This window comes from Sporolactobacillus spathodeae, assembly GCF_016908935.1.
In the GTDB taxonomy this organism is placed as follows: Bacteria; Bacillota; Bacilli; order Bacillales; family Sporolactobacillaceae; genus Sporolactobacillus; species Sporolactobacillus spathodeae.
Map to the genome: position 1 here is coordinate 47561 of NZ_JAFBEV010000002.1, position 20184 is coordinate 67744.

General features: G+C 42.5%; 15 protein-coding genes and 3 tRNA genes. All 18 read left to right on the forward strand.

Features of this window, described 5'->3' with window-relative positions; genetic code table 11:
* The first annotated feature begins 13 nt into the window (after positions 1–13).
* Positions 14–1066, forward strand: coding sequence for an aminotransferase class V-fold PLP-dependent enzyme (locus tag JOC27_RS01245; protein WP_205005182.1), 1053 nt, complete (start codon positions 14–16; stop codon positions 1064–1066).
* Positions 1056–2207 (forward strand): amidohydrolase family protein, encoded by a 1152-nt coding sequence (locus tag JOC27_RS01250; protein WP_205005183.1) that lies wholly within the window; start codon positions 1056–1058, stop codon positions 2205–2207. Before JOC27_RS01245 ends, JOC27_RS01250 begins: the two co-directional genes overlap by 11 nt.
* 99 nt (positions 2208–2306) lie before the next feature.
* Positions 2307–2383 (forward strand) — tRNA-Met (locus JOC27_RS01255).
* Positions 2384–2385: 2 nt separating this feature from the next.
* Positions 2386–2461 (forward strand) — tRNA-Asp (locus JOC27_RS01260).
* Positions 2462–2469: 8 nt separating this feature from the next.
* A tRNA-Phe gene (locus JOC27_RS01265) sits at positions 2470–2542 on the forward strand.
* A 522-nt stretch (positions 2543–3064) separates the two neighbouring features.
* Positions 3065–3781: a response regulator YycF gene (yycF, locus tag JOC27_RS01270; RefSeq protein WP_205005184.1), complete on the forward strand. Its 717-nt coding sequence runs from the start codon at positions 3065–3067 to the stop codon at positions 3779–3781.
* Complete coding sequence (walK, locus tag JOC27_RS01275; protein WP_205005185.1) at positions 3778–5625, forward strand: cell wall metabolism sensor histidine kinase WalK; 1848 nt, start codon at positions 3778–3780, stop codon at positions 5623–5625. The genes yycF and walK overlap by 4 nt, the downstream gene beginning before the upstream one ends.
* Entirely contained in the window at positions 5606–6949 is a 1344-nt protein-coding gene (locus JOC27_RS01280) for a YycH family regulatory protein (RefSeq protein WP_205005186.1), read from the forward strand. The genes walK and JOC27_RS01280 overlap by 20 nt, the downstream gene beginning before the upstream one ends.
* Positions 6946–7758 carry a two-component system regulatory protein YycI gene (gene yycI / locus JOC27_RS01285; RefSeq protein ID WP_205005187.1) on the forward strand — a complete coding sequence of 271 codons (813 nt, stop codon included), beginning with the start codon at positions 6946–6948 and terminating at the stop codon, positions 7756–7758. The genes JOC27_RS01280 and yycI overlap by 4 nt, the downstream gene beginning before the upstream one ends.
* 27 nt (positions 7759–7785) lie before the next feature.
* Complete coding sequence (locus JOC27_RS01290; RefSeq protein WP_205005188.1) at positions 7786–8580, forward strand: MBL fold metallo-hydrolase; 795 nt, start codon at positions 7786–7788, stop codon at positions 8578–8580.
* Positions 8581–8853: 273 nt separating this feature from the next.
* Entirely contained in the window at positions 8854–10098 is a 1245-nt protein-coding gene (locus tag JOC27_RS01295) for a S1C family serine protease (RefSeq protein WP_205005189.1), read from the forward strand.
* A 535-nt stretch (positions 10099–10633) separates the two neighbouring features.
* Positions 10634–11113 (forward strand): 23S rRNA (pseudouridine(1915)-N(3))-methyltransferase RlmH, encoded by a 480-nt coding sequence (gene rlmH, locus JOC27_RS01300; protein WP_205005190.1) that lies wholly within the window; start codon positions 10634–10636, stop codon positions 11111–11113.
* Positions 11114–11610: 497 nt separating this feature from the next.
* Positions 11611–12426 carry a response regulator transcription factor gene (locus tag JOC27_RS01305; RefSeq protein WP_205005191.1) on the forward strand — a complete coding sequence of 272 codons (816 nt, stop codon included), beginning with the start codon at positions 11611–11613 and terminating at the stop codon, positions 12424–12426.
* Positions 12427–12526: 100 nt separating this feature from the next.
* On the forward strand, positions 12527–13456 hold the full coding sequence (locus JOC27_RS01310) for a HEAT repeat domain-containing protein (protein WP_205005192.1): 930 nt from the start codon (positions 12527–12529) through the stop codon (positions 13454–13456).
* On the forward strand, positions 13453–14892 hold the full coding sequence (locus JOC27_RS01315; RefSeq protein WP_205005292.1) for a glycosyltransferase family 2 protein: 1440 nt from the start codon (positions 13453–13455) through the stop codon (positions 14890–14892). The genes JOC27_RS01310 and JOC27_RS01315 overlap by 4 nt, the downstream gene beginning before the upstream one ends.
* A gap of 5 nt (positions 14893–14897) precedes the next feature.
* A complete protein-coding gene (locus JOC27_RS01320; protein ID WP_205005193.1) occupies positions 14898–18122 on the forward strand; it encodes a hypothetical protein in 3225 nt (1074 codons plus the stop codon).
* A gap of 114 nt (positions 18123–18236) precedes the next feature.
* The gene (locus JOC27_RS01325; protein ID WP_205005194.1) at positions 18237–19436 is read left to right on the forward strand and encodes a sensor histidine kinase; all 1200 of its coding nucleotides are present in this window, start codon (positions 18237–18239) and stop codon (positions 19434–19436) included.
* 15 nt (positions 19437–19451) lie between these two features.
* Positions 19452–20093: a response regulator gene (locus JOC27_RS01330; RefSeq protein WP_205005195.1), complete on the forward strand. Its 642-nt coding sequence runs from the start codon at positions 19452–19454 to the stop codon at positions 20091–20093.
* Positions 20094–20184: the final 91 nt, after the last annotated feature.

Here is a 20184-nt window from a genome sequence, read left to right on the forward strand (position 1 = left end):
GGTGATCGCTAAGATGGGCCAATTGATCCCTTTAACACCAGCGGAACTTGACGAATTGTCCGATCAATTTGCGTGGGCGTTGTCCACTCGGGAAACGCCTGTTATTGTGCCCGGAGAGGCTATTCTTGGGATTGAAGCCATTGCAGCCGGAGTCGCTGCCCGTGGACGTACCATTTTAAATATCGTGACCGGTCCGTACGGTGAGCAATTTGGCGATTGGCTCTCGCGGGGTGGCTCCCATGTTGTAGAATTGCGAACGCCTTATGATGACGTTGTTGCTGTCGCCGCGGTGGCAGAAGCGATTGAACGCCATCATCCGTGCGCTGTGGCTTTTGTGCAGGGTGAAGCAGTTACGGGAGGATCCAACCCGACCCAAGCGCTTCTGGACCTTGCTCGGCAAAACAATCTGATTACCATCGTCGATGCCGTTTCGGCTATTGGTGCGGAGCCGGTATTGATGGATGAGTGGGCGATGGATTTCGTCGCCGTTGGTGCGCAAAAAGCACTTTCCGGCTCAAATGGCATCAGCGCTGTCGGCATATCCGCACGTGGTTGGGAATTCTTGTCACGTAATGCCTCTGCGCCACGTCATTCAGCGTTATCGTTGCTCGATTTAAAGCGTGCGTCAGGAGAAGCGGAACCCGTCCCCGCCAATATACCGGTTTTGGAAGCAAGAGCTGTCATTAAAGCATTTCATCAAATTCAAACAGAAGGCATAGCATCGGTGAATCACCGGCATCAACTGGCCGCTGCATCAACGCTAGCAGGAATAAAAAGTCTCGGTCTTAAAGCCTGGCAACGACAGGAAAGTGCCTGTTCACCACTCGTGACCACCGTGCGGCTCCGGCAGGGCGAACCGATCATCAGACAGTCTAGAGGCATTCTAGCTCCTGGCGATGGAGAGCTATATGGTAAATTGCTGCGAGTCAATCATTTTGGTTCACAGGCGAGTCTGAAGAGCGTGGAAAAAGCGATCGGCACACTTGCGGGCTTACTGAATGCGGCTCAACCTGAAGTTGCAATTCATGCGGTAAGAAAGGTATGGTTGGCATCCAATGACTCATGATCAGACATATCATCACATTTATATTGCAGGAATTAAAGATAAACTATTTGATATTAAAGTCAGCAATGGCCGTTTCACCTCTGTTGCGGAATCGTCAGATATTGAGACGTGTCATGATTGCGAGAGCAAATGGATTGCTCCGGGCTTTGTTGATCTTCATCTTCATCTCGCATGGACAGACTTTGATAGCGCCGATCAGGCAAAAAGGGCACCGCAAGAGATTGAGCAGATGCAGGCACAGGCGTTTGAAGCAACTTTGCGAACCGGTGTGACTACGGTGCGGGATGCTGGCGGCCTTCTGCCTGACGCGGCTGCCCGGCTTGCACAAAAGTATGACATGCCTCTGTCTGTCACTTCCTGCGGTGCCATGCTCGGAGCTGGCGACGCGAAGGGCAGCCGGCATCTTCAGCAGAGCATCGATGGAATCAGTCATAGCGGAGCAAAATGGATAAAGATCTTTGCAACCGGCGGCCTTGGATCACCGGCTGAGAAGGTGCTTGATCCGCTTTTTTCAAAAGAAGAATTTGTAACAGCGGTGCGCGCTGCACATGCGCATCATATGAAAGTCATGGTTCATACATGGGGCGGTGCAACTTTAGATTGGGTGATAGAAGCGGGTGCCGATACAGTTGAGCACGGTGTTTTTATGACGGCTGATCAGGCTGCTTTGCTGGCGCAGCAACGTATTCCGCTGATCCCGACTACAGCCATTTACCGCATTGCAGCCGATCCCCATGGTGCGTTTGCTTTGCCAGAAATACTCTGCGAACGTGCAGCGCGTGCAGCGGACGCACATCAGATATCTGTGCTTGGCGCAAAACGCGCGGGCGTCCAAATTGGCTTTGGTACGGATTTTGCGACACCTGCGCTGCACGGTCTTAACTTAGATGAGTTAGATACATTGGTGGACTGTGGCTTGACACGCATGGAAGCTTGGCAAGCGGCAACGGTTGTTGGACGCCAGATTCTGACATCCGGTAAATCCGGAGAAGTCATTAGGACAGGTAGTCCTGCAGATGCCGTGCTCTATAATGCTGATCCACTTACAGCACCTAATGCTGAAGCGCTGCGCAACAGTATGTTGGCGGTCATCAAAGGGACAGAGCAGTTTCGTGCGGGTTTGGATCGTAAGGGACGGTAAAAGGCAACGTGTGATCATTTTCAATTCTTGACTTGCATTTTATCCTAAGCGGTGGTAGAATATTTCTTGTGCCGCAAAAAGGCGCCGCTTAGATAATATCGCGGGGTGGAGCAGTCTGGTAGCTCGTCGGGCTCATAACCCGAAGGTCGTAGGTTCAAATCCTGCCCCCGCAACCAATGGGTCCGTGGTGTAGTGGTTAACATGCCTGCCTGTCACGCAGGAGATCGGCGGTTCAAGTCCGCTCGGACCCGCCATTACATATGGCTCGATAGCTCAGTCGGTAGAGCAGAGGACTGAAAATCCTCGTGTCGGTGGTTCGATTCCGCCTCGAGCCATGTTTATCGAAAATGAGCGTCGTGGCGCTTTTAACTGACATAAAGAAAAGCCTCTGGATAATATCTGGAGGCTTTTCGTTTTAGACTTACGCGTTCACATCTGATTGTGACACGTTCGCCTGCTTTATGGTAAAATAGCAATGATTCGGGCAAAAGTGCCGTCACAGGGTGTGGCATGAATAATGTTGGCAGGTTTTCGGGTTGCATTTTTCTCAAGGCAGTTGATCATTGAGGACTTTCTGTAAAACGGATAGGATGGATGCTCCTGATCCTCGCTGTTGTCAGCTGGCAGGCTGCTTTGCACGAACCCTCTATGAAACCAAGTCTCTCCAAAATGCCCCTCCCTCATTTGTTTTATCCGGTAACCGATCAGTAAAAACGTGAAACAATCAACGAATGTTATAAATTGGAACAAGCAATGACTGCTTATTCTTGAGACTGGCGGGCGAAAAGCACGGCAGCCATTGACTTTTCACGATCAGCGAATTTTGATTCGAAACAATCTATTGTGGAGGAACGAAAATGGGAAATCGTATACTTGTAGTGGATGATGAACAACCGATTGCCGATATACTGCAATTTAATCTTGAAAAGGAAGGCTACGAAGTTACCTGTGCGTATGATGGTGAAGAAGCCTTAGAGAAAGTGGAAGAAATGAATCCGGATATGGTGTTGCTGGATGTCATGCTACCGGTTAAAGATGGCATGGAAGTCTGCCGGGAAATTCGAAAAACGCATAATATGCCGATTATTATGCTGACGGCGAAAGACTCAGAAATCGATAAGGTGCTGGGATTGGAAATGGGCGCGGATGACTATGTCACCAAGCCATTCAGCAATCGTGAATTGATTGCACGTGTCAAAGCCAATCTCAGGAGGCACAGGCAGGAAACATCTGAAGAAGAGCGGCCCAAGGAAAATAACATTGAAATCGGCGATTTGGTGATTAATCTTGATGCTTATATTGTTACCAAACGCGGCAAGATCATTGAATTAACACATCGTGAATTCGAATTGCTTCATTACTTGGCCGATCACATTGGTCAAGTGATGACCCGTGAAAATCTGCTTCAGACTGTCTGGGGCTATGATTACTTTGGCGACGTGCGGACCGTTGATGTGACCGTTCGCCGCTTACGGGAAAAAATCGAGGACAATCCAAGTCGGCCAATTTGGATCATAACCCGACGCGGTGTCGGTTACTATCTGAACATGCCTGAACAGGAGCCGTCGGAATGACGAAGGTCGGTTTTTTCAAATCGATTCAATTTAAAATTGTTTTAGTCTATACCCTGCTTATTTTGCTCGCGATGCAGCTGATCGGTGTTGTCTTTTCTGATCGACTGAAAACGATGCAGCTGAATAGTTTTGAAACGGCACTTGTTAATCAAAGTAAATTGATTGCCGTCAATATTGGCGAGGCGGTGCGGGAGACACGTGAAACGAACGTAGATGACGCGACTGTTACCGGACAGGTGCGTAACCAAATTTCTGAAATTAGTGACAGTAGTGTGAAAGAGATTGAAGTGGTCGATGAGAATAATGTTATCTTGGCAGCTTCCGGGGATAAGCGTACGGAGATTCAGGGGAAGCGTAATACCAATGAATTGATTACGCAGAACTTAAGTTCAAACGTCGCGAGTAAGTACCGAAAAACGGATGGCAGCAGCGGTGAGCGTGTGGATATTGTCATCGTTCCGATTAAGGTAGGCGGACAGCGGTTCGGCATTTTGTACGTGGAGAAGAGTCTAGAAGGTGTGTATAGTCAACTAACGACTATCAACTCGATTCTAGCAACGGCGACTATTTTTGCGCTACTCGTGACAGGCATTCTCGGTTTTTTCCTGGCGCGCACGGTAACCAAGCCTTTGGTTCAGATGCAGCGTCAAGTACTCGCGGTCTCTCAAGGAAATTTCTCACGCAAAGTCGAAATGATTGAGAAAGATGAAATTGGCCAGTTGGCCAACGCATTCAACAATATGACCAATAAATTGCGAGAAGCGACGGCGACTACCGAGTCTGAACGACGAAAATTGAAGTCGGTGCTGACGTTTATGACGGATGGTGTCCTTGCTACTGATCGAAAGGGCAATGTCATTCTGATGAATAATCGTGCCGAAGAGCTGCTCGATGTTTATCGTCATGATATCACAGGTAATTCGGTGCTCGATTTATTAAAAATAAGAAAAGAATACAGGATACGTGATCTTTACGAGATGCCGGAATCCATAGTTTTGGATTTCAGCACGAACCAGGAAACCGTGCTGCTACGCGCGAACTTCTCTGTCGTTAAGAAAGAAAACGGGTTAGAGAATGGTTTAATTTGTGTCATTCATGATGTAACGGACCAAGAAAAGGTGGACAGTGAGCGACGGGAATTTGTTGCGAATGTGTCGCATGAACTTCGAACGCCTCTAACGACGATGAAAAGCTATCTTGAAGCTTTGCAGGACGGTGCGGTTGACGACGCGGCGTTGGCCAAGAAATTCCTTGGTGTGACTCAAAGAGAAACAGAACGAATGATTCGGTTGGTCAATGATTTGCTGCAATTGTCACGTTTGGATTCGAAAGAAGTAAAAATTACTTTGCAGCGGACCGATTATATTAAATTCTGTGAGAATATTATCGACCGTTTCGAAATGACGAAGCGTCAGAACATCCAGTTTATCCGCAAATTTCCGCGGGGGCGTTTTTATGTCTTGATTGATCGTGACAAACTGACACAGGTCATTGATAATATCATTTCTAATGCGATTAAGTATTCGCCGGAAGGCGGCATAATTACCTTTCAGGTTTTCATGAAAAAAAATCGAATTCGTACGATGATTAGTGACCAAGGTGTGGGAATTCCGAAAGAAAACTTGTCTAAAGTCTTTGATCGATTTTATCGTGTGGATCGGGCACGCTCCAGAAAGCTTGGCGGAACCGGCCTCGGTTTGGCTATTGCCAAGGAAATGATAGAGGCGCAAGGCGGCGAAATCTGGGCGGAAAGTGAATGGAATCAAGGTACGGCGATTCATTTTATTCTGCCGCTGGATCAGGGAAAAGGAGGCGCTGGCAGGAATGACGCGAGAAGTATTTAAGACGCTGCTGCTTGGCCTGCTCGTACTCTCCAGTGTCGCAATGACGTGGAATATCTTGTTCTATCGATCAGATTTTGAAAATTACAAGAGCCCTTCAGGCTCAGCGAAATCAGTGGCTATTTCTGAGAACGGGTCGCGTTCGGCTTCAAGTGTCGTGGCGCCGACCCTCTTTCTGCAGCATTCAGCAGGCGGCGTATTGGGGGAGACAAGGACAAGCCAAGTGCAAGGCGCGTATGCGTTAATCCAGCGAGCCTCGTTCAGTGATCTTGTACCGGTTGCCTATCGCCTGCAGGTTCCGGCACGGAAAAATGATTTATCTTATGAAGTGATTTTTCCCGCACCATTAATGCACGACACGCTCAAAAAAATATTTGGTTTTAATGAAAAGAACACGGCGATTCCTCAGAATGTACTGATTGATCGAATCGAATTCTACACGGCTGAAAAGGGCGGCTTAATCGCCTTATTTTCTTCCCAGGATGGACGAAATCAATTCTTTGCAACGGCCAATCGGATCGATTTGAGCGTATTGAAGCATCTGTTTGCGCGAACCAGCAGCACGTCCTATGAAAGGGAACATTTGAGCGGGAAAATCGCTTATGTACCGGCAAAGAAGACCGAATTGCCAACCGTGATGTTTTATTATAATCTAAAAAAATTAGATGCTTTTGTTCCGATACTATTTAATGATCCAGAGGAAAATATCTTTCATAATCGGGGAAAGTTGATGTATACCGATGGGCAGAGTCAGCTGGAACAGACCGGGAACGTGCTTCAGTATGTGAACGTCAACCCTGGAATTTCGGATAATAATCAACAACTTACGGATCCCATTTTTCACAGCTATGATCTGTTAAATAATTTCAAGGAGTGGACCGATGATTACGGTTACGCGGGTCTTGAATTATCGAAAAATCGTAAATCGGAGACTGTGACTTTTCGCATGCGTATCGGTGATTATCTTGCTTTTAATACAGACTACTACCCCAATCCGTTCTTGACACAGATTGAACTGACATGGAAAAATGGACAATTAAGTAGTTTTAATCGTACGTTGCTTGACTTGAATCCAATTGATCAGCCGGGTAGCGTCTCTTTAGATTCTGGTAAATCTATTTTGCAGAAGCTCAAAGCAGCCGCTGTTCCGGTCAGCCGCATTCAGGACTTAACCATTGGCTATCAGTTAGCTGCCCCTAAAGGAAATAACAATTATTCGCTTGAAGCAACGCCCGATTGGTTTTATAAATTGGACAACCGCTGGTATTCCGCGACTGATGCTATCATTCAGAAAGGAATGCTGGGGAAGGAGAGGCGTTCATCGTGAACTGGAGCAAGACAAAATCCATTTTTATCATCTGTTTTTTGCTGCTCGACGCCTTTCTTATCTTTGAGCTTTATATGCGTCAGCATAATGAAGAGGTGCAAACGATTGACGGTCCAAATTCCGGCATTCACAATAGCTTCCGAATGGACACCCAGGTCTCGGCAACGCCGCCAAGTGGGGTGACTTTCTTAAGAGGATCTCGCATTGATTTTAACAAACAAAAGAATTTTCTTTCGCTGCTTGCTAGCTCAGCCCGTCCTGTCAGTCAAAAAATCCGACTGAGTAGCAATGGCATGCAGTTAGACAGCACACTGAAGCAGCCCATCAACAGTAGCAGTCTTGAGGGTGCCGATCTGCAGAAAAACATCTTGGGTATCATCTATCAAGGGCAAAATTATACGTATTGGCAAACGGATCATAAATCAGGAACGGTTGACTTTGTTCAGCTCTATAATGGTCATCCTGTTTTTGTCAGCCGTAGAAGCAATATCCCGATGCTTCAGTTCTTGATCAAAGACGGAAATATTATCAGCTATCAGCAAAGTTTTTTTCGCTTCAAACAGGTGAACCATGTCGATATTATCAGTAGCGAACGCGCGCTAACGAATCTAGCGGAAAATACAAATATTATGGAATTCTATCGGCCGACAGTGAAGACAGTTGAATTAGTGTATATTAATCTGGTCGGCGATTCCGGATCGGATCCGCTGATATTCATGCCGGCTTGGCATATTGTTGTACATGTCAATGGCCACACAGAAGAATATTTCGTTAACGCGATGTCCGGAAATATTCAACAGCTGAATTGAGAGAGAACCAATGGGGAGAGAGAATAAATGACCATGCAAATGAGCGTTTTAGCGAGCGGCAGTACGGGGAACTCGCTCTATATTGAGAATGGTGAACGGCATCTGCTCATTGATTGCGGATTAAGCGGAAAGAAAATGGTGGAATTGTTGGCACAAATCAACCGCAAGGCGGAAGATATTGATGCCATTCTTGTTACCCATGAGCATAGTGATCATGTAAAGGGACTCGGTGTATTTGCGCGGCGTTTCCACACACCTGTTTATGCCAATACAAAGACGTGGCAAGCCATGTCAGCATCTATTGGCGAGATACCCAATGACCAAAAGTTTGAATTTCAAGCCAATACAATTAAAGATTTTGGTTCCTTGTCGATTGAATCCTTTTCTGTCTCTCATGATGCAGCAGATCCGATGTTCTATATGATTCACGAGGACGACAAAAAGATTACGTTGTTGACGGATCTCGGCTATGTGTCGGAACATATTAAGGGTATGATATCTGATTCAGATGCCTATATTATGGAGGCAAACCATGATACGGAAATGCTGATGATGGGCCGTTATCCTTGGAGTGTGAAACAACGAATTCTTGGCGATACCGGTCATATTTCTAATGATGAATCAGCTAGGGCACTCACAGAGGTTATTGGCAACAAGACCCGGAGAATTTACTTAGCGCATTTAAGCCGCGACAACAATATGAAAGAGCTCGCTCGATTGAGCGTGGGGCAGAAGCTTGAGAGCATCGGCTTACGTTTAGATCATGATCTGTCGTTGGTTGATACCGATCCAGAACAGGCCACTTGTTTGACAGCCATCTGAGTCAAAGCCCAGTGCTTTCGGAACAATTACATAACTGTCAAAAATTTTGCGGTGCTTATCGAATTAGTCACATAGTTTTTAATAATGGGTCTGTTCGTGGTAAATTAAGGATAATAAGGGAATTCGGGTGACGGCTTATGTTCCAATCGCCATGATTGAAACGCAGGACAAAGCGAGACCATCTTTTCTCATACGCAACTATCGCTTGTCGGCATAAGCGTTTCATCGATTGCGATGTCGCACTTTTCAATTCTAATAGAGGAGGAACAGTCTATGGGTTTTTACGACGATAACCAGCAACAGGATAATTCGCCGGAATCGGGTCAGCTGAGCCGAAGCAGCCGACGCTCAAGTCGTGGCGGGTGGTTCTTCGCAGGTTTTATCGGCGCGATTGTGGGGATTGTCTGCTTCTTGATTTTCGCTCCTATTTTATCCAGTCTTGGCATTTTGCCTTACTCCGTAACGACAGGCTCGCAAACCGTCAACAATTTTGGAAGTGCTGGAACCGTCAATCGTTCAGTTAACGTGAAGGTGACTTCATCCGTAACGGACGCTGTGGCGAAAGTTTCTCCAGCAGTTGTTGCTGTCATTAATTTGCAGAAGGCGAACTTCTTCGATAATAAATACACAGAGTCAGGAATCGGATCGGGAATTATTTATAAACGCGCCGGACCCTATGCCTATGTGGTGACCAATAATCATGTCGTTGCCGGGGCGGGAAAAGTTGAAGTGCGCTTGAATGACAAGACGAAGCTGGAGGCAACCGTGCTTGGTAAAGATTCACTTTACGATTTGGCGGTGCTTCGCATTTCCTCTTCAGACGTCCAAACGATTGCCGAGTTTGGCAATTCTTCGATTTTAAAGCGCGGGGAACCAGCTATTGCGATCGGCAACCCACTTGGTTTCTCCGGATCCGTTACAGAGGGCATCATCAGTTCGACGAATCGGACGATCCCGGTACAGACAAGCAATGCATCTATTGAGGCGCAAGTCCTGCAGACGGACGCGGCAATTAACCCAGGTAATAGTGGCGGCGCGCTTTGCAATATTGATGGACAGGTCGTTGGCATCAACTCTTCAAAAATTGCCTCAACGGGTTCCGGATCCCAAAACGATCAGGTTGAAGGTATTGGCTTTGCGATACCGATTAATGTGGCGAAACCGGTCATTGCGGAATTGGAGAAGAAAGGCAAGATTGTTCGTCCATTACTGGGCGTTAGTATTGTCGATTTGTCCATGGTACCGTCCAATGAAGTGAAACAATTGCAACTGCCGAGCAGTATTAAGACCGGCCTTGTTGTTACCGATGTACAGGCGGGCAGTCCTGCTGCACAGGCCGGATTACAGGCTGGCGATGTGATCACGAGCATCAATGGACAGAAAATTAGCAGTTATATATCCTTCTCAACCTATATGTATACAACGCTCCACGCAGGTCAGAAGGTTAAGGTTGACTATTACAGGACGGGCAACCTGCATCATACAAAATTGACACTTGGAAGCAAAACATTCTCATAAAGATATCGTTTTCTAAGGGCGCATCTGATAATTCTTCGGGTGTGCCCTTTTCGTCTATGATTTTACACGACAAAATGGAGCGCAGGCGCTAGAAAATGACTTGGCTATGCCAAGTTTTTCTGACACATATTGCTGCGCAATTTGTGCATAAAGAGCAGTAATTATCCACAAGTTATCCACTTTTGGTGATTAATTGTGAATAAGTGCAATGCTTTTTTGGGGAATATGCTAAAATAAAGAGAAGAAAAGCGCTTGTTACTCGTATCCAGAAAGTAAAAAAGCGGTTAGAAAGCAAATGAAAGCGCATAGTTGTGACTTTCTTGGAAACTGGGTGACTTGAATGATAGCAGTTATTGAATTAAGCGTTCGCCGCCTGTTACCAGGAAATAGAAGGTTATCCACACGCGTATAAGAACTGTCTTTTTATTGGCCGATATATAGTGGCAAACGTATGTATCTATACATAATGTGGACAACAATTGTGGATATGTGTATAAGTTCTGTGTATAACTCTCTGGATAAGAAGGGATAAACTGTGAATATCACATTATTAACTGTGGGAAAATTAAAGGAAAAGTATTTTAAACAAGGTATTGAAGAATATCTCAAACGGTTGCAACCTTATGCGGCCGTTTCCATTATTGAAGTAGCCGATGAAAAGGCACCGGAAAATCTATCCACAGCCGAGATTGAGCAAATAAAGGATGCCGAAGGGGAACGACTACTTAAGAAGCTCCCGGATAGTACATACGCCATTGCTCTCTCTATACCGGGTAAGCAGCTGACTTCAGAAGAACTGGCTGGAAAGATTGAAACGTTGACTACTTACGGCCAAAGTCATCTTGCGTTCATTATCGGTGGCTCCAATGGCCTCAGCAATGCCGTGCTTCGCCGCGCGGATTTTCAGCTTTCTTTCTCAAAATTCACCTTTCCCCATCAACTAATGCGCCTAATTCTTGTCGAACAAATCTACCGAGCTTTTAAAATCATCAAACGAGAACCTTATCACAAGTAAGTCGTTCTTTTTATGGCTTTGCTAAAATCTGCTGTTGTTTTAATCGTTTATTGCCCTGTGTTTGCTTGCTGCGGGCGCACCGTGAGCCTCTTAGATCGAACCCTCGTTTTTTAACCGGTTACTTCCAATAACTGATAATCTACCTCTTTAGAACTTCCCGATGATGGTATCAATTAATTTCTTAGGGGGGACGCTACCTTTTTTTAGATAAAAAAGTATAAGGATTATTGCACAAAAATGCAGCGCGGCGCCCGCGGCAAGCGAGCAGCCGAAGCGCAATTGTTAAAAAAGGACTTGGCAATGCCAAGTTTTTCATTAATTTCTGTAAATTGATTATCACGGTCCATTTCCTAGGGCTATAGGTTGTTCAGAATTTGTTCATATAGCTGTAGTAATATGGGATAAATGAACTATTTAAGAAAAATGAAAACTTACAAAATGCTTAAAATAATCATTTTTCTAATATATTTTGAAGATGTAAAAGAGGTGAGCTTAAAATGACGGCGGAGGGCCCGATGCTGATTCCTGAACTTTTGCACTTATTCAAGATTAATCTAGCGTTTTTGAATCACTCGAATTTAACTTATTATGTGGTGATTATGCGTGAAGAGGATCGTCAATCCAATGCTGAAAAATCATTTTTTACGCATATGCATGCGCTTTTTTGTTTACCCGTAACCCATTCGGTGACTCTTTTTATTTTTCTAAACTTGACGCAAAAAAATTTACAGGACATTCATCGCTTCAACTCCGATCAATCAAGCGTAAGGATCACTGTATTTGATGACAGGACTAAAGATCTTGAAAATAAATTGATTCAAATAATCAATGAGTACGATCCCGAAATCTTTTATGAATCAAGCAGAATCAATAGTTTGGTAGCTGCCGGGTCAAACATAGAGCCATTACATTTTTCAGTGGTCGACGATGATCAGATTGTACGGTCTTTCCTTAAAGAATTTATTGAACGGCAGGATTGGAACTATCCGTCAGATGTTGAAACTTTTAGAGAAGGACAATCTTTTTTTGAGAGTAAACGTCTTGAAAAAGCTGGGAAGCACGTTGTTCTTCTGGAGAGTATACTTCCTCGCATAACTGGCCTTGAAATTGTTAAGCAAATCAGGAAAAATTATTCCGATGATACAGTCTCGATAATGATGTTTTCAGGTAGAAAAAGAGAAGATGATGCACTAAGCGCATTTAAATTCGGTGTAAATGACTTTATGGAGAAACCGATTAGGATCCATGAACTGGCTCTAAGAATTATGAACATGACGAAAAGGATGAGAGAACTTGTTTCCTCTTTCAATTAAGATCGTTGCCTGTGCGGTGATCACTTTGATTATTATACTGTCGTTTCTATTTATAATTCTCGTATTTCATAAAATTTATGAGAACAGCAGTCAGGCCAGGGTGGAACAACTAAAAAGAAAGATACAACCTTTGGTCTTTCAGAATTTATTTTGGGGTCAAGATCAATCACTGGAATGTTATTCAAAAAAAAGGCTGTTTGGTGATTCGATACTGGAACTACTTAAAGAAATTAACAATCAATTTGATTTAAGTTCGTTAAACATCACGCAATCAAAGATGTTCGAAGGATACATTGTTCCAGTTATAAAAAAGAGATTAAGGGTACAAAGCTGGAGTAAGCGAATGAATATCTTATATCTGATTGAAAATCTTAGACTCACATCTTCATGGATTGATTTATGGCAAATCTACCACGGAAAATATACCTCCAAGCAGGAACAATATATCATCTTAAGAATAACTTCGCAGGCAAACGACCTGCGAGTCATTAGCCATTTAATGAAAAATCCACCTTATCATTCTGTCTATTTTTATAAACAAGTTATCTCAAAAATGGATGGGCAACTATTTAAATATCTGGTTGATCAATTCGATGACTGTTCACAAGAACTGAGGATCTCTATTCTATCTGTAGTTGGGGAGAAGCGTGAACTACAATACCTTCCATTTATTGAGAATCATTTGTCCAATCAGAGTAGTGACATTCGGATCCATGCCCTTAAGACAATACGTGACTATGCGTATATCAGCAAGTATGAAAAGCTTCTGCCTTTTGCTAAGTCAGATTTTTGGCTTGAACAGATGATCTTTTGCCAGATTGCAAAGAATCTGCGAAAGCCTGAGTATCTTCCGGCACTGAAAAATCTTCTGATTAGTAGAAACTGGTGGGTTCGCTACTATTCGGGCGAGGCAATCGCCCATACACCGGGAGGAATTGACTTGTTAAGACAAATAGTCCTTGGAAGCAAGGATAAATTTGCCCAAGATATGGCGGACCAATGGATCCAAAGGACGGAACTTGGCATATGACCGATGCACTCAACCAATTTATACCAACCATTATCGATACGGTAGGCCTGCTCATTCTTATTTATATGTTGTTCGTTGTCTGTTTTTATTTCATTATATTTATTGTTTCGGCTTTTGAGTTGAAAAAGCTTCAGGAACTGGATGACGTTGACCCTTATGGAGAACTGATACGGTCCTATGATACCAAACCCATCTCTATCCTTGTCCCGGCACATAATGAAGCAATCGGGATAACAGAAAGTATTAATTCCTTGCTAAGCCTTATTTATCCTGAATATGAAATTATTGTGATCAACGATGCTTCAACAGACGATACCTTAAGCGTAATGATTGAACAGTTTCAGATGGAAAAGGTTCCGTTCGTGATCAGAAAAACCCTAAACAGTGCGCCAATCCGTGCCGTTTACAAGTCTAAGTCATCGCCCAATGTGCTCATGATTGATAAAGATCATGGCGGAAAGGCGGATGCCTTGAACGCTGGGATTAATTTGTCCAAGTACCCGTATTTCTGCACCATTGATGGTGATTCTATTCTTGAACGAAATGCGCTTTTAAAAGTCATGAAACCGATTATTGATTCAGACGAATCAGTCATCGCTGTCGGGGGATCAGTACGAATTGCAAACGGTTGTTCAATCACTGCGGGCGAGGTGATGAAAATCAGACTTGATCGAAACCCAATTGTCATTATGCAAGTGATTGAGTATTTACGCGCTTTTTTGATAGGGAGAATAGGTTTAAGTAAATACAACATTCTAATGATTGTATCCGGAGCATTTGGTGTTTTTAATAAAAGCTGGGTCATTAAAGCGAAGGGTTACAACACAACAACTGTCGGAGAAGACATGGAACTTGTCGTTCACCTTCATGAGCTTATTAAGGATGAAAAGCTAAAAAAGCAAGTTAAATATATACCTGATCCAGTTTGTTGGACGGAAGCCCCTTCGAGCATAAGAATGCTGTGGCGTCAACGTGCGCGCTGGAATAGAGGACTTCTCGAAGTGCTTTGGATGCATAAGAAAATGCTTCTCAATCCGAAATATAAGAGTGTCGGGCTCATTTCATTGCCCTATTTTTTCTTTATTGAATTACTCGGAACATTTGTTGAATTTATTGGCTACTTAATTTTGATTTTCGGATCATTATTCTCTCTGATCTCAATGAACATGGCGTTGCTTTTATTTTGTTTCAGCTTGCTCTTGGGATCTCTTTTATCCATGTGTGGCGTGCTCCTTGAAGAGTGGAGTTTAAAGAAATACCCTAGAGTTACTGATTTAATTATTTTATTCTTCCTTGCGGTTACTGAAACATTCTGGTATAGACCTCTGATCACATTTTTCCGCTTCACAGGAATTTTGCAGATTTTCTCTAAGGGGAACAAGTGGAAGAGTATGGAGCGAAAGGGCATTTCATCAAAAAGTAAATTAAATAGGTGAGAACTATGAAAAAATGGCTCTTAATTATTATACTGTTCTTGATTCCTATCATACCCGTCGTTATTTGGTATTTCAAACCGGCTACGCCACTAAACGTAGTCATCTTGGATAAGACTGTACCGACCGTTAATTACCGTGAACATCAGTCAATCACTTGGTTATTGAATTATTTAAAAATTGTCCGGACGAATAACAAAGAATACTCAGTATTAAATTATATGGGCTATCATCCCGAGAAAAAAAGCGGTTCGAAGATCGTACCGCTTGAAAATGAGAAACAAAAAGCTGATCTAATCTATCTCGCTGATACGTATGGAGTATACCATCATCAAGAAGAACGCTACCAGAAGCCGATATATGGGGGCACCACTTCCAAAGAAGTATCATGGATCGATCAGCAAATTAAAAAGAACCATTCAACCGTCATTGCTGAATATAATACATTAGAAAGCCCTACCTCAGCAAAAACCCGTGCAGATATGGAAGGATTGTTTGGGATTCATTGGACCGGATGGATTGGCCGATATTTTCCTAATCTCCAGGCTACAAACAATCCTGATCTGCCGTCTTGGGTGCCAAGGGATTACAAAAATGAGTATGGGAAAAACTGGGCATTCAAGGGATCAGGGTTTGTCCTCTCAAAAGAGAATGGTGATATTCTTGTATTACAGCAAAATAAGCACGTAAAAGGTCAAGGTATTCATGTTTCTTTTACTGCTGAGGGCAGAAATATTTTTCATTTGAAACAGTCGCCTAATTATAATTATTGGTTCGATATTCTTAATACAAACGGCGCAGAAAAACTGGCAACATATCAATGGCAATTAACATCCAGCGGGAAAGATCTTTTACTTAAAAATGAAATTCCACTTTCATTTCCGGCAATTACAATGCAAACGGATAATCAAAGCAGACAGTATTATTTTGCCGGTGACTATGCCGATTCTGGCCAGGCTCTGTCGCTTCATCAGTATGAGGGAATCCCAACGATGCGCCGCTGGTTTGCCTCAGGGAGCAGAGGAAATACAGACGCTTTCTTTTGGAAGACTTACGTTCCATTAATGACCACAATTTTGAAAAACAAACAGTTAGAAAGTACATCATCACATGCGCAAACAGGACAAACACGGCCTTACTACGCAAAAGTTAATCAACGATCTTTTTCCGTCCTCCAAAATGGTAAGTGGAAAAAGATGCAGATTAAGGGTGTCAATATAGGGATCAGTAAACCCGGAAAGTTTCCCGGAGAAACAGCCATAACGCAAGACGAATATTACCGCTGGCTGACTGAAATTCGAAAGATGCATGCAAATACAATTCGCGTTTATACGTTAAATCCACCCGGCTTTTATCAGGCACTTTATCAATACAATAAAAAGCATTCCAAAAACCCAATCTACCTGTTTCAAGGTGTCTGGGTTAATGAACCCGAAATGATTAAAGCAAACGATGCCTATAACAGAAGTGTATCGTCAGCATTTCAGCATGCGATCAAACAGCAAATTGACGTGATTCACGGGAATGCAAATGTACGATATGTGCCGGGGAATGCCAGTGGTATTTATTCGGCTGATATTTCCCAATATGTCATTGGCTGGATTATCGGAATTGAGTGGGACCCTGATATGGTGGTGCACACAAATGCATTGCATAAAAACGATCCACAATATAGAGGAGATTTTATTTATACAAAAGGGGCAAGTCCCTTTGAATCATGGCTGGCAGGGATGATGAATACAACCGTTAAATACGAGCAATCTCGCTACCATGTGATACGCCCGCTCAGTTTTACAAACTGGGTAACCACCGATCTGCTAAAACATCCTGGCGACCCTCTTCCAAAAGAAGATGAAGTTAGTGTGAATCCAGATCACATTTATCTCAAAAAAAATATGCCAGCAGGAGAATTTGCATCCTATCACATCTATCCGTATTATCCGGATTCTCTCAATCTGGAGAAAAAATATCTAAATTTCAAAAATAGTCGAGGTAAAAAAGACAATTATGCCGGTTATCTTAAGGAATTGGATAACGCGCAGCATCTGCCTATCTTGGTCGCTGAATTCGGTGTGCCAAGCTCGAGAGGAAAAACACATAATAATCCATTTGGTATGAACCAGGGTCAATTGTCAGAAGAACAACAAGGGAAGATTGATGCCTCGCTTTATCAGGATATAAAGGCTGAACATCTGCTCGGCGGATTAATTTTTTCCTGGCAGGATGAGTGGTTCAAACGCACCTGGAACACGATGGATTACGACGATCCGAACCGTCGTCCATTTTGGTCAAACGCACAAACTAGTGAACAGCAATTCGGAATGCTAAGCTTTGACCGACTGAAAATAAAAGTTGATGGTCTAGATTCTGATTGGAAGCATTCTCCGTTCCTTTACCGACAGAAATCGCAAAAAAACTCGGGTCCTCAGCTTGTTAATATGCAAGTTGATCATGATGAACGTTATCTGTATCTAAAGTTTAAGGTAAACGGTCTAGAAAAAGTTTCCGCCAGAAATAGGAACAATCCGCTGCTCATTTATTTTGATACACGAAAAAATGCCGGAAATCAAAAAATGGGTAATGTACACTATTCGGGCGGCAGTGAATTTGTACTCTATCTAGATAATAAAAATAATTCCCGAATCCTTGTCGATAGCTACTATGACATGTTTTATTATCAGTACACCCATTTAAATCTGCTGAAAAAACAGCCCTATGGAGGGAAAGATAATACAGGTATTTTTAATCCGGAGAAGCTCGTTCTAAACAAAGTCGACCCAAAGTCAGCTAATAATCCGCTGACATATGAGACTGGGAAATTAACATTTGGAAACGGTAATCCAGACAGTAAAAATTACAATTCCCTGTCAGATTACTTTATGAATCGCTCGAATGGGATCATTGAGATACGGATACCCTGGCTGATGCTTAATTTCAGAGATCCAAGTCAACTGGAAATTATGGGAGATATGTGGCAAACGGGATTAACAAAGGGCGAAAAAATTAAGGGTATTAAGATTGGCGCGATGCTTCTCAATAAGCCATTAAAGAACGAAAATCCGTTAAATTTAAAGGCTTCATCAGTGATTAACAGTTTTCCAAAATTATCAAAGAATAGACTAAGCGTCAAACAAACACAAATATACAGTTGGAAGCCATGGAACACGCCACAATACAGTGAACGCCTGAAGAAATCTTATTATATTATGAAAAAGGAGTTTGAGACGCCCTAAATATTTGTTTGCTTTTAGGCTTGGCACGGGGGACCATACTATAAGTAAATGAGTTTTTTTATCCCAGAAAGTGAGAAACATTTTAATCTACATTGGTAAAAAGGAGGTGGGAGAATGAAGAAGGATAATCGGCCAATAATGTCATTTAATAGTGATTCATATATGGTATCACCATTGAGAATTGCTACTGTTCTCTGGTCAATAGCTATATATATCGGTTCTTTGATGCTCCAACATATTTTTGATAAGTCTATGATCGGTATTCTTTTTTTTACCTTACTTCTTGTGGTGCCCTTAAATTGTTTTTTGTTTTGGTTCTCGTTTTTATTTACAAAAAAATGGGTGTGGTTATACTTTATACTTCATGGCGGACTCGTTTTCACTTCTGCACTTTTGATCCCGAATGGTTCTCCTGTTCTATTAATTGGTCTGATTCCGATATTAGTCGCTCAGAGTATGACGGTCTTTCAAAAGAAAAGAAAAGCTTTGGTCATTTTTTGTATCTTTTATTCTCTCTACTGCATCGTTATTAGCGCAAACTATGGACTGCAAAGATTACCAATGTTTATTTTGATCTTCTTATTAATTTTAGTCATTGTTAGCTTCTATTCCATAATTTATAGCAGGCAAGTTGACGCAAGAATGCGAATGGAATATTACGTGCGTGAATTAGAGGCTGCACAGCTGAAAGTTGAAGAATTGACTTTAGCTAATGAACGACACCGTATCGCCAGGGATTTACATGATACATTAGCACAGGGTCTCGCGGGCCTGATCATGCAGTTAGAAGCGGTTGATGCGCATCTGCAGAAAGAAAATTATATGCGTGCCGAAGAAATTATTAAACAGTCAATGATTAGGGCAAGGGAAACGTTGAGCAATGCCAGATTGGCAATTGATAATTTAAGAGCAGAGGTGATTGAAAAAGTCAGCTTTGAACAGGCTGCGCTAAAAAAGATAAAAGAATTTACTAATCTAACTTCTATTCAGACCAATTATAAAATTGATCCTTTGCCGAAGTTGTCTCCTCTTAAATTGGAACATATGTTATATATATTTAGTGAATGCTTGACAAATGTGGCTAAACATGCGAATGCGCAGAAAGTAAAAATCGTGATAAAAGTTCAAGACAAGAAAATAATGATGCTCATTGAAGATGATGGAGTCGGGTTTAAGATGAGAGCGAGCGGCAACAATGAAGGAAAATATGGATTGTTGGGGTTAAGAGAAAGAACACGATTGGTTGATGGTAAAATAGATGTAAATAGTGTAATTGGAAAGGGAACCAAAATTGAAATTTCTGTACCCATTTGATATGGAGTTGGTAATTTGAAATATAAGGTATTAATTGTAGATGACCATCTAGTTGTTCGCGAGGGTCTGAAGTTAATTTTAGAAACCAATGATCTTTTTCAAGTCATAGGCGAATCAGAGAATGGTAAGGTGGCCCTATCTTTTTTAGAAAAACAAAAACCAGATGTCATTTTAATGGATCTTGTTATGCCAGTTATGAACGGACTGGAGACCATGAAGGCGATAAATGAAAAAGGCCTTTCAATTCCCATTGTTATTTTGACGACCTATAACGAAGATGAGCTTATGCTTAAAGGGTTAGAATTAGGTGCTAAAGGCTATTTATTAAAAGATACTGGGCGTGAGGATCTTTTCAATTCCATTATCTCTGCAGTCCATGGTGATACATTACTTAAGCCGGAAATTATGGCTAAATTATTGTACTCAAAAGAAAGAAAATCAAATATTGAGATTAAAACATTTAATCTGACGAAAAAAGAATTGCTCATTTTAACAGCAGCAGCCAAGGGAGCTCAAAATCGAAAGATTGCCAGTGACATGGGCATTGCAGAACGAACCGTTAAGGCCTATCTTACGAATATTTTTAACAAGCTTGGCGTGAGCACAAGAACAGAAGCAGTTGCAGTTGCTCTTGAACATAATCTCATTCATCTCTAAGAAAAGACAGAATGAATATGCCCTTTCGTACATTAGGAAGTTGCCCCGATGTACGATTTTTTTTTTACTTAGCTATTATAAAATGAAAACT

Coding starts and splice junctions, on each gene's coding strand:
- JOC27_RS01245 (WP_205005182.1), top strand. CDS start 14: ATGGGCCAATTGATCCCTTTAACACCAGCGGAACTTGACGAATTGTCC.
- JOC27_RS01250 (WP_205005183.1), top strand. CDS start 1,056: ATGACTCATGATCAGACATATCATCACATTTATATTGCAGGAATTAAA.
- yycF (WP_205005184.1), top strand. CDS start 3,065: ATGGGAAATCGTATACTTGTAGTGGATGATGAACAACCGATTGCCGAT.
- walK (WP_205005185.1), top strand. CDS start 3,778: ATGACGAAGGTCGGTTTTTTCAAATCGATTCAATTTAAAATTGTTTTA.
- JOC27_RS01280 (WP_205005186.1), top strand. CDS start 5,606: ATGACGCGAGAAGTATTTAAGACGCTGCTGCTTGGCCTGCTCGTACTC.
- JOC27_RS01290 (WP_205005188.1), top strand. CDS start 7,786: ATGACCATGCAAATGAGCGTTTTAGCGAGCGGCAGTACGGGGAACTCG.
- JOC27_RS01295 (WP_205005189.1), top strand. CDS start 8,854: ATGGGTTTTTACGACGATAACCAGCAACAGGATAATTCGCCGGAATCG.
- JOC27_RS01305 (WP_205005191.1), top strand. CDS start 11,611: ATGACGGCGGAGGGCCCGATGCTGATTCCTGAACTTTTGCACTTATTC.
- JOC27_RS01315 (WP_205005292.1), top strand. CDS start 13,453: ATGACCGATGCACTCAACCAATTTATACCAACCATTATCGATACGGTA.
- JOC27_RS01320 (WP_205005193.1), top strand. CDS start 14,898: ATGAAAAAATGGCTCTTAATTATTATACTGTTCTTGATTCCTATCATA.
- JOC27_RS01325 (WP_205005194.1), top strand. CDS start 18,237: ATGAAGAAGGATAATCGGCCAATAATGTCATTTAATAGTGATTCATAT.